The following is a 13974-nucleotide window of genomic DNA, read 5'->3' as shown; positions in this document are numbered from 1 at the left end:
GTCTTGCCGTGGTCAACGTGACCAATCGTGCCGATGTTGACGTGCGGTTTCGTGCGTTCAAACTTTGCCTTTGCCATCATGGCCTCCTATCGGGGGGCCACCCGCGCGACAGCCCCGTCGTGAAACATCCGCCGCGACTTATCGTTGCGGCCGGGTAAAATCAAGGGCGTCGGCCCCTTTGCGGGCGCGGAACCCGAAGCCGCGCGGCGCGTTGGCCACGGGGCGCCGCGCGGCTTGCCGCCCGCCAGCACATAACATGGGGAGGAACGCGATGAGCCTGATGAAATCCCTGGCCCGGGTCGCGGTCGGCGTCATGCTGGCCAAGGGCATCGGCACGATGATGCGCAATGCGCAGAACCGTCAGTCGTCGGCGGGCGGCGGGGCCGGCGGCGGCCTGCTGGACGACATTCTGGGCAACAATACCGCAGGGACTGGCAGCCGCAGCCCGGGCTCGGGCGGGCTTGGGGACATGCTGGGACAGGTGCTGGGCGGGCGCCAGGGATCGGGTCAGGCCTATGGCGGCCCGAATTCGCCACGCCAGGCCGGCGCCCAGGGCGGGCTTGGCGGCATCCTCGACCAGCTGGGCGGCGGGGCCGGTGGCGGCCTCGGTGGCATGCTGGGCGGGGCCGCGGCCGGGGGGCTGGGCGGCATCCTGGGCGATCTTCTGGGCGGCGGCCAGGCGCAGGCCGGTCAAGCGCCGGCAGGCGGGCTGGCGCAGAAGGGCGCCCAGAGCGGCAGCGACGCCAGCTTTGGCCAGGTGCTGAACGACGCGCTTTCCGGCGGCGATGCCCCCGCCACCGCGCCCACGCCCGAACAGAACGCGGTGGCCGGGCTGATGCTGCGGGCGATGATCCAGGCGGCGAAATCCGATGGCCAGATCGACGAGCGGGAAAAGACCCGGCTGATGTCGGAACTTGGCGAGTTGGACGACGACGAGCGCGCCTTCATCCGCGAGCAGATGGCCGCACCCGTCGATGCCGCGGCACTGGCGCGCGAGGTGCCGCAGGGCCTCGGCCCGCAGGTCTATCTGATGTCGCTGATGGCGATCGACTTCGACAACCGCAACGAGGCCGAATATCTGAACCAGCTGGCGCAGGCACTCGGGCTGGACAGCCAGACCACGAACGCCATCCACCAGAAGCTGGGCGTGAGCGACCTCTACGCCTGATCGAACAGGCCAAGCTGGCGCGGGGGCGCCTGTGCCCCCGCCTCGTCCAGCCCCGACAGGGTGATGCCCAGCAGCCGCACCCCATGCGCATCGGCAAAGACCGGCGCCAGCAGCTCGCAGGCCATGGCCAGTAGCTGCGCCGGGCTGGCGACCGCACCCGGCAGCGACCGCGACCGGGTGATCTGGCGGAAATCGCCGTATTTCACCTTCAGCGTCACCGTGCGGCCACGGCGCCCCGAGGCCGTGGCATGGTGCCAGACCTTGCCGGCCAGTTCCGCCAGCGCCTCATGCGCGGCGGCGATGTCCTTCAGGTCGCGGGCATAGGTATTCTCGGCGCCGATCGACTTGCGGATGCGGTCGGGGCAGACCTCGCGCGTGTCGATGCCCCGCGCGATGTTCCAGTAGTAGGCGCCGGCCTTGCCGAAACACGCGCTCAGGAACTCGAGGCTTTGGCGCGCCAGATCGGCGCCGGTGTGGATGCCGTGCGCCTGCATCCGCGCCGCCGTCGCCGGGCCGACACCGTGAAAGCGCGCGATGGCCAGGGATTGCACGAATTCGGCCCCGGCCTCGGGCGGGATGACGAACAGCCCGTCGGGTTTCCTTTGATCCGAGGCCAGCTTGGCGAGGAACTTGTTGTAGCTGACCCCGGCCGAGGCGGTCAGCCCGGTCGCCGCGCGGATGCGGGCGCGGATCTCTTGGGCGATGCGGGTGGCGGTGCGGCCCTGAAGGTGGTCGGTCAGGTCCAGATAGGCCTCATCCAGCGACAGCGGCTCGATCAGTGGCGTGTAATCGGCGAATATCGCCCGGATCTGCCGGCTGACGGCGCGATAGACCTCAAAACGCGGCGGCACAAAGACCAGCTCGGGACACAGCCGCAGTGCCCGCATCGAAGGCATGGCCGAGCGCACGCCAAAGCGCCGCGCCTCATAGCTGGCCGCCGCCACCACGCCGCGCTGGATGCCGCCGACGGCGACCGGCCTGCCGCGCAGGTCGGGGTTGTCACGCTGCTCGACCGAGGCAAAGAACGCATCCATGTCCACATGGACGATGCGGCGGATGCGCCCGGGGTCGGTCACGGCAGGATGCGGGCATCCCCCGCCACCAGCCCCTCGCCCATGCGGTCGAACCGCATATGGGCGATGGCGCGGCCCCCGGACTGGGTGTAAAGCACCCCGGCCTCGCGTCCGTCGGGCATCAGGATCGGCGTGCCGACCGGGGCGCTGCCGTCGATGCCAAGGGTGACCAGGCCCTTGCGCAGCTCGGTCTTGTGCTTCATCCGCGCGGTGACCTCCTGCCCGACATAGCAGCCCTTGCGGAAATCGACGCCGTTCAGGCGCTCGAACCCGGCCTCGAGGATGAAACTCTCGTTGGGGATCAGTTCCACCAGCGTCTCGGGGATGCAATGCGCGACGCGGATGGCGTCCCAGTCGCTGCCGTCATCGCCCTGCCCGCCATAAAGCCGCCAGCCCAGCGCCGGGTGGCGCGGATCGGCGATGGCGCCCGCCGGCGCGGCGCCGGTGCCGCGCGCCACGGCCAGGTCGGTCGGCTCCAGCGCGACGGCGGCGCGCAGCTTGTACATGCTCAACCGCCGCAGCAGGTCGTCACCCAGCCGTTCGTCCACGTCGATCAACAGCCGCTCACCCTCGGGCAGGATCAGGAAATCGGCCAGATACTTGCCCTGCGGCGTCAGCAGCGCCGCCCAAACCGGCCGCTCTCCCACCCTGTTGGTCACCAGCCCCTGCAGGAACCCGATCCGATCCGGTCCCGAGACCGCCAGAATCCGCCGCATCATGTCTCTCCGAATTGCAGTTTCACCAGGGCGGCATAGGCGCCGTTCCTGGCCATCAGCCCCTCATGGCTGCCTTCCTCGACCACGCGGCCGGATTCGATCACCACGATCTTGTCGGCCTGGCGCACGGTGGACAGGCGATGCGCGATGACCAGCGTGGTGCGGCCTTGTGACAACTCGTCCAGCGCCTGCTGCACCAGCCGCTCGCTTTGCGCATCCAGCGCACTGGTCGCCTCGTCCAGCAGCAGGATCGGCGCATCGCGCAGGACGGCGCGGGCGATGGCCACGCGCTGGCGCTGCCCGCCCGACAGCGCCGATCCGCGCGGCCCCGCCGGCGTGTCCAGCCCCAGCGGCAGCGCATCGCTGAAATCCGCGACATGCGCCGCGGTGATGGCCCGGCGCAGCGCCGTGTCGCCGGTCTGGCGGCCCAGAAGGATGTTCTCGCGCAGCGTCTCGTCAAACAGCGCCGCGTCCTGGCTGACGGTCGAGAACTGGTCGCGCAGCAGCGCGAGATCGTATTCCGCCAGCGGCACGCCCCCCAGGGTGATCGCGCCCGACTGCGCATCGACAAGCCGCGTCAGCAGGTTGAACACCGTGGACTTGCCCGCCCCCGATGGCCCGACCAGCGCCGTGGTCCGCCCGGCCTCGGCGGTGAAGCTCAGCCCGTTCAGCACCGGGTGGCCGTCATAGGCCAGATGCACGTCGCAAAGCCGGATCGTGCAATCGGGCGGCGGCGCCTGCCGCGGCCCCGAGGCGATGCGCGGCTGCAGGTCGAACACCGCATAGATGCGCTCAAGGCTGGCCGCGGCGATCTGCCAGGTCCCGGCCAGGCTGCCCAGGCGCCGCAGCGGCTGAAAGGCCAGCGCCATGGCGGTGAAGAAGGACATGAAATCGCCCACCGTGCGCTCGCCGCGGGTGACCTCGGCACCGCCCAGCGCCAGCACGCCGACAAAGCCGATGCCGGTCACGATGTCGACCAGCGCCGGCACCGTGGCGCCGATGCCCGACATCTTGATCTCGGCCTGGCGGATGCGGGCGACGATCCGGGCAAAGCGGTCGGCCTGGTAATCCTCCATCCGGTTCAGCTTGACGGCGTTGATGCCGTGCAAAACCTCATCCAGCCGCGTGGCGCGCTGACTGGCATTCACCCGGTTCTGCCGCATCTTGCGCCGGATATAGCGCTGCACCATCACCGTGGGCAGGATCAGCAGCGGCGCGCCGATCAGCGCCGCCAGCGTCCATTGCGGATCGACGGCGATGGCGACGCCGAACAGCGACAGCAGCGACACCACGTCCCGCCCCGCCCCCGAGATGAAGGTGGACCAGACCCCCTGCACGGCGATGGAATCGCCCTGGATGCGCTCGATCAGCGCCCCGGGGGCGTTCTTCTGGAAAAAATCGCCGTCCAGCGTCATCACATGGCGCAAAAGCCGCACCTGCATCGTGGTCGAGACCGCAAGCGAGACCGAGGTCATCAGGCTGCGGTTCACCACATAGGTCGCGGCACGCAGCAGAAACAGCGCCAGGATCACGCCGCCGACCCACCAGATCGCATCGGTGTCGCCGCCGACGAACACCCGGTCGAACAGCGGCTTCAGCATCCAGCTGAGCAGCCCCAGCGTCGAACCCTCGACGATCAGGAACACCAGCGCCAGCAGGATGCGCGCCCAATAGACATGCAGATAGTCGCGCCACATGCGCGCGAACAGATTGGCCGTCCTGTAAAGCCTCTCAGCCATCGCGCCCCCGAAACCCGGTCTGGCGCCAAGGGATAAGCCGCATGGCCCGGCAGGGCAAGCCGCAGCGCCTGGCAGAAATGCCCCGGTTGCGGGCGCAAAATAGTTGACAATTTTACCTTGTCGTTCGATAGGAACCGCGACCCCGCCCGCGCGGATCGCCGTGCCGGCGGCCTGCGCGCCGGGCGGATCGCAAGACCGGAACGACAAGACCGGAACGACAAGGACTGCCATGAGACAACTGTCGCTGCCGCGCCCCGGCGCGGGGACCGTCGCCGCCCTGACCTGCCTGCTGCTGGCGACGCCGCTGGCCGCGCAACAGGCCACGACCACCACCCAGCCGGCCGCAGCCTCGGCCCCGGCGGCGACGCCTGCCCCCGCCGCTCCGACAACCACCGCGACGGCGCCGGCCACCACCGAGGTCCCCGCCGCCCCGGCGCGCGATCCGGGCCTGCCGCAGAACCTTTCGCCCATGGGCATGTTCTTGGCCGCCGACCGGGTGGTCAAGGCGGTGATGATCGGCCTGGCCTTCGCCTCGATCCTGACCTGGACGGTGCTGGTCGCCAAGCTGCTGGAACTGGCGGGCGCCATGCGGCGCGCGCAATCGGGCATCCGCCGCATCGAGGCGGCCGCCGACCTGCCCGCGGCGCTGGCCGCCACCGACGACCGCCGCGATCCGGTGTCGCTCATGATCCGCGCCGCGGCGACGGAATACCACCGCTCGGCCCCGGCGCTGGAGCAGGCCGGCGATGCCGGGGTCAAGGAGCGGGTCGAATCGCATCTCGAACGCATCGAGGCCGGCGCCGGCCGCAGCATGAGCCGCGGCACCGGCGTACTGGCCACCATCGGCTCGACCGCGCCTTTCGTCGGGCTGTTCGGCACCGTCTGGGGGATCATGAACAGCTTCATCGGCATTTCCGAGGCGCAGACCACCAATCTGGCCGTCGTCGCCCCGGGCATCGCCGAGGCGCTGCTGGCCACCGCCATCGGCCTTGTCGCCGCCATCCCGGCGGTGGTGATCTACAACGTCTTCGCCCGCGCCATCACCGGCTATCGCCTGCGCCTCGCCAATGCCAGCGCCGGGGTCCGGCGGCTGGTCAGCCGCGATCTGGACTTTCGCGGCACCGTCCGCGCGGGGGCCTGAGCCATGGCCGGCGGCATCCGCAGCCTCGACGACGACCTGTCGGACAACCACGAGATCAACGTCACGCCGTTCATCGACGTGGTGCTGGTGCTCTTGATCATCTTCATGGTGGCAGCGCCGCTGGCGACGGTCGATGTGAACGTGGACCTGCCGGTGTCGAACGCCACCCCGGCCGAGCGCCCGGAAAAGCCGGTCTATGTCACCGTCAAGCCCGACCTGACGCTGGCGCTGGGCAATGAGGACATCGCCCCGGGCACGCTGGCGCAGGTGCTGGCCGCGGCCACCGGGGGCGACCGCGAGCAGCGCATCTTCCTGCGCGCCGACCAGGCGGTGACCTATGGCGAGCTGATGGGGGTGATGAACACCCTGCGCGAGACCGGCTATCTGAAGATCGCCCTGGTCGGGCTCGAGGCCGCGCCGGCGCCGGATGCGCCCGCCGCCGGGGCCGCCACACCATGAGCCGGCCGCTGGCATCTGGCCTGCGCGCCGCCGGACTTTGGGGCGGGGCGGCGACGCTGGCGCTGGCCGCGCATCTGGGCGGCGCGTTCTGGGTCATGCAGCGCGCCCAGGCCCCGGCCTTGGCCGGCCTGCCCGAGCCGGTCTATGTCGAACTGGCGCCGGCCCCGACCGCCGCCGCGCCGCAGGCCGCCCAGGACTCCGAGGCGATGCCCGAGGCCGCCCCCCAGCCGGAACCCGAGCCGGAACCGCAACCGGAGCCCGAGCCGGAACCCGAACCCGAGATCGCCCTGCCGCCGATGCAGCAGCTGGAGCCGCTGCCGGACATGAATTCGCTGTTCCCGCCGCCCCCCGAGGCGGTAGCACTGCCGAAAGCCGTGCGCCCGCCGGAACGGCCCGAGCCGCCGCAGGAAAAGCTGGCCGAGACGCCGCGCAAGGACAGGCCCAAGCCCGAAAAGCGTGAAAAAAAGCCCAAGGCCCCCGAGGAACAGGCCGCAAGGCAGGCGACCACCCGGCTGCGCGCGCCGCAGGGCGAACGCAGCGCCACGCCGCAGGCCCAGGCCGGCCAACCCAGCCCCAGACAAGAGGCCAGCTGGAAGCAGAAGATCAGCCGCATCGTCGCGCGTCACATGCTGCGCACCCGCATCGCGGGCCGCGGCGGCAGCGTCGTGGTCGCGGTCAGCTTCAGCGTCGACCCCAGCGGCCGCGTCACCGGCGTCCGGGTCAATGGCAGCACCGGGGACGCGCGCAACGACAGCGCCCTGCAGCGCCAGGCCTCGCGCATGCCGCGGCTGCCGGCGCCGCCCTCGGGGCGCAGCTCGGCGGTGGAGCTGCCGATCCGCATCGAACTGCGCTGAGGCTCAGCCCGGCAGGCGCTCGACCAGCAGCTTGTCGATGCGCCGCCCGTCCATGTCCACCACCTCGATGCGCCAGCGCTGCCATTCCACCCAGTCTCCGGCCTGCGGCAGGCGCCCGGCCAGGTCCAGCACCAGCCCGGCCACGGTCGAGAAATCGCGGTCCTCGGGCAGCGACATCGCCAGGCGGTCGGCGAATTCGTCCGCCGGCATCCAGCCGGCGACCAGCAGGCTGCCGTCCTCGCGTTCGACGATCTTGGGCTCGTCATCGTCGAGCCCGGCATATTCGCCGGTGATCGCCTCGAGCACGTCCATGGGCGAGACCACGCCCTCGAAATGCCCGTATTCGTCATAGACCAGCAGCATCTGCCCCGGCGCGGCGCGCAGCCGGGCGATGACCTCGGGCGCGTCCATGGTCTCGGGGATGATCGGCGCCGGCTGCATCAGCTGGCGCAGGTCCATGGGCTGGTCGCGGTTCTGCGCCAGCAGGTCCACGCTGGCCACGACGCCGATCAGGTTGTTCGGGTCGCCGTCGCTGACCGGCAGCCGGGTGCGGCGGCTTTCGCGGAACTTGCGCGCCATCTCGTCCCATCCGTCCGAGACATCGACCGCCTGCACGTCGCGGCGCGGCGTCATCAGCCCGCGCGCGCTGCGGTCGGCGGTGCGCATGACCCCGGCGATCATCTCGGTCTCGGCGCGATGCATGACGCCCGCGGTCTCGGCCTCGGAGATGACCAGGCGGATCTCCTCGTCGCTGATCGTCTGGCGGTCCTCGCCCGACTGGCCCAGCAGCGCCAGCAGCAGCTTGCCGGACCGGTCGAGCAGCCAGACCAGCGGCGCGGCGCCGCGCGACACCGCCAGCATCAGCGGCGCGACCCTTTCGGCCACGCGTTCGGGCGCGCGCAGCGCCAGCTGCTTGGGCACCAGCTCGCCCACGATCAGCGACAGATAGGTGATGGCCACGACCACGCCGCCCATGCCCAGCGGCTGCGCCAGCGAGGCCGGCACCCCCCAGCCCGGCAGCGCCGCAGCCAGCCGTGCCCCCAGCGTCGCGCCGGAAAACGCCCCCGACAGCACCCCGACCAGGGTGATGCCGATCTGCACGGAACTGAGAAACCGCCCCGGATCCTCGGCCAGTCGCAATGCGGTCGCGGCGCCGCGGCTGCCCTTTTCGGCCAGCACCTTCAGGCGCAGCGGACGCGCCGAGACGATCGCCAGCTCGGACATGGCCAACAGGCCGTTGAGCAGCGTCAGCAACAGGACAATGGTGATTTCAATCCACATCGGATGCGACCGCCCGGATCAGAGGGGGGCCGGGATGCGGAAGGGGCGCGGCAAGGCGCGCCTGTCGGTCATGTCGTCGGTCATGCGCTTGACGGCGGCTGCTCCGGCTGGAATGGCTGCCAATATATAGGTTTCGCCGGCCGGGGCAATCACCTGCGCCCCGGGACGGCGATCCACCCGGCACGCCCCCTTGTCGCGCCGCGCGGCGCGGGCGAATTCCCTGTCCAGCAAAGGACTTGACAGGAAAAAGCGCAAGGATCACCCTCGCTTTCACTTTCGCGTGAGTCCACATTAGGGAGGAACCAGGATGCGCGCCTTGTTTCTGACGGCCTGCGCCGTGCTGATGGTTGCCGGCTGCGAAGAGCCTGCACCGCAGGAAGACACCATCATCGTCGATCAGAACCGCTGTTCGGCCGCCGGCTTCAAGCCCGGCTCGCCCGAAATGGCCTCCTGCATGCAGACGGCCTCGACCGCCCGCCAGCAGCAGGCGAACCGCGAACAACGCGCCAGCGACGCTGCCGCCAAGCGACGCCAGGTCGACGACCAGATCAGAGCCGAGGACGACGCCGCCGATCGCGCCGCATGGGACAAGCGGCTGCAGGATTCGCGCGACGAGGCCGCCCGGATGATGAGCGGCCAGCAGCAGGGTTTCTCGATCCCAGACATGGGCGGCGGCAGCGACGACAACGACGGCTTCAACCAGCCGACCGCCGCCGGCATCCCGGGGATGAACTGCGACGGCGTCGGCGCCGATCAGCGCTGCGACGCGCTGTCGGCGGACTGAGCCCTGCCCCCGGCCGCGACCAGCATGCCCTGCCGGGTCGCCCCGGCAGCGGCAGCTAGAAGGCGTTGCGTTCGTGATAGGTGCGCAGAAACGCCTGGATGCGCGCATCCTCGGGCGAGTGCAGGATGCGCGCCGGGCTGTCCACGCCCACCAGTTCGCCCTTTTCCATGAAGGCCACCTGATCGGCGACATGGGCGGCAAAGCCCATCTCATGCGTGACTACGACCATGGTCATGCCCTCGGCCGCCAGGGCCTTCATCACCGCCAGCACCTCGCCCACCAGTTCCGGATCCAGTGCGCTGGTCGGCTCGTCGAACAGCATCAGCCGCGGCTCCATGGCAATGGCGCGGGCGATGGCCACGCGCTGCTGCTGGCCGCCCGACAGGCGCGAGGGGTGGTTTCCCATCCTGTCCGCCAGGCCGACCTTGGTCAGCGCATCAGAGGCGCGGGACTCGGCCTCGGATTTCGCCATGCCGCGCACGCGCACCAGCCCCTCGGCCACGTTCTGCAGCGCGGTCATGTGCGGCCACAGGTTGAACTGCTGGAACACCATGCCGATCGAGCGGCGCATGGCGCGCAGGTCGCGCCCCGACATTTTCCTGCCCGGCGCGTCCCAGCCGATCATCTTGCCGTCGATGCGGATCTCGCCGGAATCGTATTCCTCGAGGAAGTTGATGCAGCGCAGAAGCGTCGACTTGCCCGAGCCGGATGGCCCGATCAGGCAGGTCACCTTGCCCGGCGGAATCGACAGGTCCACATCCTTCAGCGCATGGAAGGGACCGTAGAACTTGTTGACCTTGCGGATCTCGACAGAGGAAGCCTGCATCCTCAGGTCCTTTCGATCAGATGTTTGGTGATGCGCGTCTCAAGCCGGCGGCCGAGGCGCGAGATGGTTTCCACGAGCGCCCAGAAAAACAGCGCCAGCACCAGATTGGCCTCGACGAAACGGAAGGTTTCCGTCGACATGCGGCTGACCTGATACATCAGCTCGGGCACGGTGATGATGGACAGGATCACCGTCTCCTTGGTCAGGATGATCGAGAAATTGACCAGCGCCGGCAGCGACGAGACCAGCCCCAGGGGCAGCAGGATGCGGCGCACGATGATGAGTTCCGCCATGCCGATGGCGCGCGCGGCCTCGATCTGGCCATGCGGCACGGCGCGAAAGCCCGAGCGGAAGATCTCGGCGAAATAGGGGCTGCCATAGATGGTCAGACCCAGAAGCCCGGCCGGCATCGCGTCCAGCCGCAGCCCGACCAGCGGCCCGCCATAATACAGCACGAACAGCTGCACCAGAAAGGGCGTGCCGCGGATGATCTCGATATAGGCCTGGATGATCCAGCGCAGCGGCCGCGGCCCATAGCGCTGCAAAAGCGCCACCACCAGCCCCAGCGCCATGCCGAATACCGTGCCCAGAAGCCAGCACAGCACGGTGACGCCAAAGCCGCGCAGCAGCATGGGGCCATATTGTTCGATGATGCTCCATTCCATCAGATGGCCGTCCTCTGTTCAAGGTAGCGCCCCAGCGCGGCAAGGCACAGGTTGATCATCAGATAGATGCAGGCGGCGGCGATATAGACCTCGAGCGGGCGGAAGGTGGTCGCGGCCTGCGCCTGGCTGGCGCGGGTCAGTTCCAGAATCCCCACAACCGAGACCAGAGAACTGGCCTTGACCAGCAGGATCAGCTCGTTGACCAGCGCCGGCAGCGACAGGCCGAAGGCCTGCGGCAGGATCACCCGCGTCCAGATGTCGCGCGGCCCCATGCCGATGGCCACCGCGGCCTCGGTCTGGCCCCTGGGCAGGGCGGCGATGGCGCCGCGCCAGATCTCGCTGATATAGGCGCTGGCGCAGATGCCCACGCTGATCACCGCCGCGGCGATGGCCGGGATGTCCACGCCCACCACCGGCAGGGTGTAATAGAACACCAGCAGCTGCACCAGCAGTGGCACACCGCGCAGGAAACTGACCCAAAGCCCGCCGAAGGCGCGCAGCAGGCCATAGGGCGACAGGCGCGCGGCGCAGATCAGCGTGCCGATCACCAGCCCCAGCGCGATGCCGAGGATCGAGATGAGCAGCGTGTATCGCGCCGCCCAGAACAGCGGCTCGAAGCTTTGAAAAAAGACCGGGATCGAAAACATGGCTGCCTCGCCTGGGGTCCAATGGGGTGCGGGCGGGGTGTCCCCCGCCCGCCGGCGGCTTACTTCGCCGGGACTTCGCGCGGCAGTTCGGTATAGCTGCCCAGCCATTTCTCCTGGATCGCCTTGACGCGGCCATCATCGGTCATCTTCAGGATGGCGTCGTTGATCGCCTTGGCGAAGCCCTCGCTGTCGGCATCCTTGCGCAGCACCCAGGCGAAATAGGTGGGGTCGCCGAACTGCGCCGGCTCGAACAGGGCAAAGGTCTCGGGGCGGTTCTTCACCAGATAGGTCAGGTTCGGCAGCGAGCCCGCCACCGCATCCAGCCGCCCGGCGGCCAGGTCGGCGTAGGCCTCGTCGGTGGTGCCGTATTCCTTGACGGTGACGCCGCCCAGCTTTTCGCCATAGGCGGTCAGCTGCTTGAACTGCGCCGTGCCCTGCTGCACGCCGACGGTCTTGCCCTTGATGTCCTCGGGCTTGCTCAGTTCCGTGTTCGAGGCCGCCTTGACCAGCGACACGGTGGCGTCGGCGATCGGCAGGGTGAAGGTGTAGCGATCAAGCCGCTCGGGGGTGACGGTCACCGGCGCGATGACGATGTCGAACTTCTTGACCTCGAGGCCGGGCAGTTCCGCGGTCCAGGGGATGTCCTGATAAAGCGGCTCGACGCCGATTTCCTTGCTGACCTCGTCGAAAAGGTCCTTGGTCATGCCCTCATAGGTGCCGTTGTTCAGCATGTCGAAGGGGGCGTAGTGCATGTCGGTGGCGGTGACGATCTTGCCCGCCGCCTTGACATCGGCGAGCTGGTCGGCCGAGGCCACCGACGCCGCGCCCAGCGCGATCATGCTGACCAGTGCGGCCTTGAGGCTCATGTGGAAGGTCATGTCTTTCTCCTTGTTGGACAGTTGGATGCGAGGGGCGGCGATTCGTTGCGCAGCCCCTCCCGATGGGTCAGAGGATCCCGGGCAGATTCAACCCGTGCTCGCGCGCGCAGTCCAGCGCGATCTTGTAGCCGGCGTCGGCGTGGCGCATGACGCCGGTCGCCGGGTCGTTCCACAGCACGCGGGCGATGCGCCGGTCGGCATCTTCCGTGCCGTCGCAGCAGATCACCATGCCCGAATGCTGCGAAAACCCCATGCCGACGCCGCCGCCATGGTGCAGGCTGACCCAGGTCGCGCCCGAGGCGGTGTTCAAGAGCGCGTTCAGCAGCGGCCAGTCGGACACGGCGTCCGAGCCGTCCTGCATCGCCTCGGTCTCGCGGTTGGGCGAGGCCACGCTGCCACTGTCGAGATGGTCGCGGCCGATGACGATCGGCGCCTTCAGCTCGCCCTTGCGGACCATCTCGTTGAAGGCGAGGCCCAGCTTGTGGCGCAGGCCAAGACCCACCCAGCAGATCCGCGCCGGCAGGCCCTGAAAACTGATCCGCTCGCGCGCCATGTCCAGCCAGTTGTGCAGATGCGGGTCGTCGACCAGTTCCTTGACCTTCTGGTCGGTCTTGTAGATGTCCTCGGGATCGCCCGACAGCGCCGCCCAGCGGAACGGGCCGATACCCTTGCAAAACAGCGGCCGGATATAGGCGGGCACGAAACCGGGGAAGGCAAAGGCGCGCTCGAACCCCTCTTCCAGCGCCATCTGGCGGATGTTGTTGCCGTAATCCACCGTCGGGATGCCCATGTCCGAGAAGGCCACCATGGCCTCGACCTGCACGCGCATCGACTTTTTCGCCGCCGCCGCGACGGCCTTGGGCTCGGTCTCCTGGCGCATGCGCCAGTCGGCGACGCTCCAGCCGATCGGCAGATAGCCATGCACAGGGTCATGGGCCGAGGTCTGGTCGGTGACGATGTCGGGGCGCACGCCGCGACGCACCAGTTCCGGAAAGACCTCGGCGGCATTGCCGATCAGCGCCACGGATTTCGCCTCGCCGGCCTTGGTCCAGCGGTCGATCATCGCCAGCGCCTCGTCGAGGTCTTCGGTCTTTTCATCGACATAGCGGGTGCGCAGGCGGAAATCGGCGCGGGTCTCGTCGCATTCGACGGCAAGGCAGCTGGCCCCGGCCATCACCGCGGCCAGGGGTTGGGCGCCGCCCATGCCGCCAAGCCCGGCGGTCAGCACCCATTTGCCGCGCAGATCGCCGCCGTAATGCTGGCGCCCGGCCTCGACGAAGGTCTCATAGGTGCCCTGCACGATGCCCTGGCTGCCGATATAGATCCAGGAACCCGCGGTCATCTGGCCATACATCGCCAGGCCCTTGCGGTCCAACTCGTTGAAATGTTCCCAGGTCGCCCAATGCGGCACCAGGTTCGAGTTGGCGATCAGCACCCGCGGCGCGTCCTTGTGGGTCTTGAACACGCCCACCGGCTTGCCCGACTGCACCATCAGGGTCTCGTCGTCCTCGAGCGCCTTCAGGCTGTCCACGATCAGGTCGAAATCCTTCCAGGTGCGGGCGGCGCGGCCGATGCCGCCGTAAACCACCAACTCGTGCGGGTTTTCCGCCACATCGGGATGCAGGTTGTTCATCAGCATGCGCATCGGCGCCTCGGTCAGCCAGCTCTTCGCGCTGATCTCGGGGCCAGTGGGGGGGAAGATGTCGCGCTTGTTGTGACGGGGATTGTCCATGTCTCTCTCCG

General features: G+C 68.9%; 15 protein-coding genes. 5 read left to right on the top strand and 10 right to left on the bottom strand.

The window, feature by feature from the left end; translation table 11 throughout:
• Nucleotides 1–271: 271 nt before the first annotated feature.
• Nucleotides 272–1168 carry a DUF533 domain-containing protein gene (locus tag WMK75_RS10665; RefSeq protein ID WP_347267660.1) on the top strand — a complete coding sequence of 299 codons (897 nt, stop codon included), beginning with the start codon at nucleotides 272–274 and terminating at the stop codon, nucleotides 1166–1168.
• Here the strand turns inward: WMK75_RS10665 and dinB are convergent.
• Genes dinB through WMK75_RS10650 form a run of 3 tightly spaced genes read right to left on the bottom strand, consistent with a single transcriptional unit; the run spans nucleotide 1159 to nucleotide 4696 of the window.
• Nucleotides 1159–2244: a DNA polymerase IV gene (dinB, locus tag WMK75_RS10660; RefSeq protein WP_347267659.1), complete on the bottom strand. Its 1086-nt coding sequence runs from the start codon at nucleotides 2242–2244 to the stop codon at nucleotides 1159–1161. The genes WMK75_RS10665 and dinB overlap by 10 nt on opposite strands.
• Complete coding sequence (locus WMK75_RS10655) at nucleotides 2241–2957, bottom strand: folate-binding protein (RefSeq protein WP_347267658.1); 717 nt, start codon at nucleotides 2955–2957, stop codon at nucleotides 2241–2243. The genes dinB and WMK75_RS10655 overlap by 4 nt, the downstream gene beginning before the upstream one ends.
• Nucleotides 2957–4696, bottom strand: coding sequence for an ABC transporter ATP-binding protein (locus tag WMK75_RS10650; RefSeq protein WP_347267657.1), 1740 nt, complete (start codon nucleotides 4694–4696; stop codon nucleotides 2957–2959). The genes WMK75_RS10655 and WMK75_RS10650 overlap by 1 nt, the downstream gene beginning before the upstream one ends.
• A 229-nt stretch (nucleotides 4697–4925) precedes the next feature.
• On the opposite strand from WMK75_RS10650, the gene exbB reads away from it, so the two are divergent.
• Genes exbB through WMK75_RS10635 form a run of 3 tightly spaced genes read left to right on the top strand, consistent with a single transcriptional unit; the run spans nucleotide 4926 to nucleotide 7150 of the window.
• Nucleotides 4926–5837 (top strand): tonB-system energizer ExbB, encoded by a 912-nt coding sequence (gene exbB, locus WMK75_RS10645; protein ID WP_347267656.1) that lies wholly within the window; start codon nucleotides 4926–4928, stop codon nucleotides 5835–5837.
• A 3-nt stretch (nucleotides 5838–5840) separates the two neighbouring features.
• Nucleotides 5841–6296 (top strand): TonB system transport protein ExbD, encoded by a 456-nt coding sequence (gene exbD / locus WMK75_RS10640; protein WP_347267655.1) that lies wholly within the window; start codon nucleotides 5841–5843, stop codon nucleotides 6294–6296.
• On the top strand, nucleotides 6293–7150 hold the full coding sequence (locus WMK75_RS10635) for an energy transducer TonB (RefSeq protein ID WP_347267654.1): 858 nt from the start codon (nucleotides 6293–6295) through the stop codon (nucleotides 7148–7150). The genes exbD and WMK75_RS10635 overlap by 4 nt, the downstream gene beginning before the upstream one ends.
• 3 nt (nucleotides 7151–7153) lie before the next feature.
• Here WMK75_RS10635 and WMK75_RS10630 read toward each other — a convergent pair whose 3' ends face one another.
• Together WMK75_RS10630 and WMK75_RS10625 are read right to left on the bottom strand one after the other, a co-directional pair.
• Nucleotides 7154–8431: a hemolysin family protein gene (locus tag WMK75_RS10630; RefSeq protein WP_347267653.1), complete on the bottom strand. Its 1278-nt coding sequence runs from the start codon at nucleotides 8429–8431 to the stop codon at nucleotides 7154–7156.
• Nucleotides 8432–8449: 18 nt separating this feature from the next.
• Nucleotides 8450–8608 carry a hypothetical protein gene (locus tag WMK75_RS10625; RefSeq protein ID WP_347267652.1) on the bottom strand — a complete coding sequence of 53 codons (159 nt, stop codon included), beginning with the start codon at nucleotides 8606–8608 and terminating at the stop codon, nucleotides 8450–8452.
• Between the two features lie 130 nt (nucleotides 8609–8738).
• On the opposite strand from WMK75_RS10625, the gene WMK75_RS10620 reads away from it, so the two are divergent.
• Nucleotides 8739–9215: a hypothetical protein gene (locus WMK75_RS10620; RefSeq protein ID WP_347267651.1), complete on the top strand. Its 477-nt coding sequence runs from the start codon at nucleotides 8739–8741 to the stop codon at nucleotides 9213–9215.
• A gap of 55 nt (nucleotides 9216–9270) precedes the next feature.
• Here WMK75_RS10620 and WMK75_RS10615 read toward each other — a convergent pair whose 3' ends face one another.
• The 5 genes from WMK75_RS10615 to hutU all read right to left on the bottom strand — a co-directional run bounded on the left by WMK75_RS10615 (nucleotide 9271) and on the right by hutU (nucleotide 13963).
• The gene (locus tag WMK75_RS10615) at nucleotides 9271–10041 is read right to left on the bottom strand and encodes an amino acid ABC transporter ATP-binding protein (protein ID WP_347267650.1); all 771 of its coding nucleotides are present in this window, start codon (nucleotides 10039–10041) and stop codon (nucleotides 9271–9273) included.
• Between the two features lie 2 nt (nucleotides 10042–10043).
• Nucleotides 10044–10706 (bottom strand): amino acid ABC transporter permease, encoded by a 663-nt coding sequence (locus WMK75_RS10610; RefSeq protein WP_347267649.1) that lies wholly within the window; start codon nucleotides 10704–10706, stop codon nucleotides 10044–10046.
• Nucleotides 10706–11353, bottom strand: coding sequence for an amino acid ABC transporter permease (locus WMK75_RS10605; protein WP_347267648.1), 648 nt, complete (start codon nucleotides 11351–11353; stop codon nucleotides 10706–10708). Before WMK75_RS10605 ends, WMK75_RS10610 begins: the two co-directional genes overlap by 1 nt.
• A 59-nt stretch (nucleotides 11354–11412) precedes the next feature.
• Nucleotides 11413–12231, bottom strand: coding sequence for a transporter substrate-binding domain-containing protein (locus tag WMK75_RS10600; protein ID WP_347267647.1), 819 nt, complete (start codon nucleotides 12229–12231; stop codon nucleotides 11413–11415).
• Between the two features lie 67 nt (nucleotides 12232–12298).
• The gene (gene hutU / locus WMK75_RS10595; protein ID WP_347267646.1) at nucleotides 12299–13963 is read right to left on the bottom strand and encodes a urocanate hydratase; all 1665 of its coding nucleotides are present in this window, start codon (nucleotides 13961–13963) and stop codon (nucleotides 12299–12301) included.
• Nucleotides 13964–13974: the final 11 nt, after the last annotated feature.

Source organism: Paracoccus sp. (in: a-proteobacteria), assembly GCF_039808215.1.
Lineage (GTDB): Bacteria > Pseudomonadota > Alphaproteobacteria > Rhodobacterales > Rhodobacteraceae > Paracoccus.
The sequence above is the reverse complement of the archived record's forward strand: the minus strand, read 5'-3'. Positions and strand labels throughout refer to the sequence as shown.

Excerpts from the sequence above, each read along its gene's own strand:
- WMK75_RS10665 (WP_347267660.1), top strand. The coding sequence starts at position 272 with ATGAGCCTGATGAAATCCCTGGCCCGGGTCGCGGTCGGCGTCATGCTG.
- WMK75_RS10655 (WP_347267658.1), bottom strand. The coding sequence starts at position 2,957 with ATGCGGCGGATTCTGGCGGTCTCGGGACCGGATCGGATCGGGTTCCTG.
- WMK75_RS10650 (WP_347267657.1), bottom strand. The coding sequence starts at position 4,696 with ATGGCTGAGAGGCTTTACAGGACGGCCAATCTGTTCGCGCGCATGTGG.
- exbB (WP_347267656.1), top strand. The coding sequence starts at position 4,926 with ATGAGACAACTGTCGCTGCCGCGCCCCGGCGCGGGGACCGTCGCCGCC.
- exbD (WP_347267655.1), top strand. The coding sequence starts at position 5,841 with ATGGCCGGCGGCATCCGCAGCCTCGACGACGACCTGTCGGACAACCAC.
- WMK75_RS10635 (WP_347267654.1), top strand. The coding sequence starts at position 6,293 with ATGAGCCGGCCGCTGGCATCTGGCCTGCGCGCCGCCGGACTTTGGGGC.
- WMK75_RS10630 (WP_347267653.1), bottom strand. The coding sequence starts at position 8,431 with ATGTGGATTGAAATCACCATTGTCCTGTTGCTGACGCTGCTCAACGGC.
- WMK75_RS10620 (WP_347267651.1), top strand. The coding sequence starts at position 8,739 with ATGCGCGCCTTGTTTCTGACGGCCTGCGCCGTGCTGATGGTTGCCGGC.
- WMK75_RS10615 (WP_347267650.1), bottom strand. The coding sequence starts at position 10,041 with ATGCAGGCTTCCTCTGTCGAGATCCGCAAGGTCAACAAGTTCTACGGT.
- WMK75_RS10610 (WP_347267649.1), bottom strand. The coding sequence starts at position 10,706 with ATGGAATGGAGCATCATCGAACAATATGGCCCCATGCTGCTGCGCGGC.
- WMK75_RS10605 (WP_347267648.1), bottom strand. The coding sequence starts at position 11,353 with ATGTTTTCGATCCCGGTCTTTTTTCAAAGCTTCGAGCCGCTGTTCTGG.
- WMK75_RS10600 (WP_347267647.1), bottom strand. The coding sequence starts at position 12,231 with ATGACCTTCCACATGAGCCTCAAGGCCGCACTGGTCAGCATGATCGCG.
- hutU (WP_347267646.1), bottom strand. The coding sequence starts at position 13,963 with ATGGACAATCCCCGTCACAACAAGCGCGACATCTTCCCCCCCACTGGC.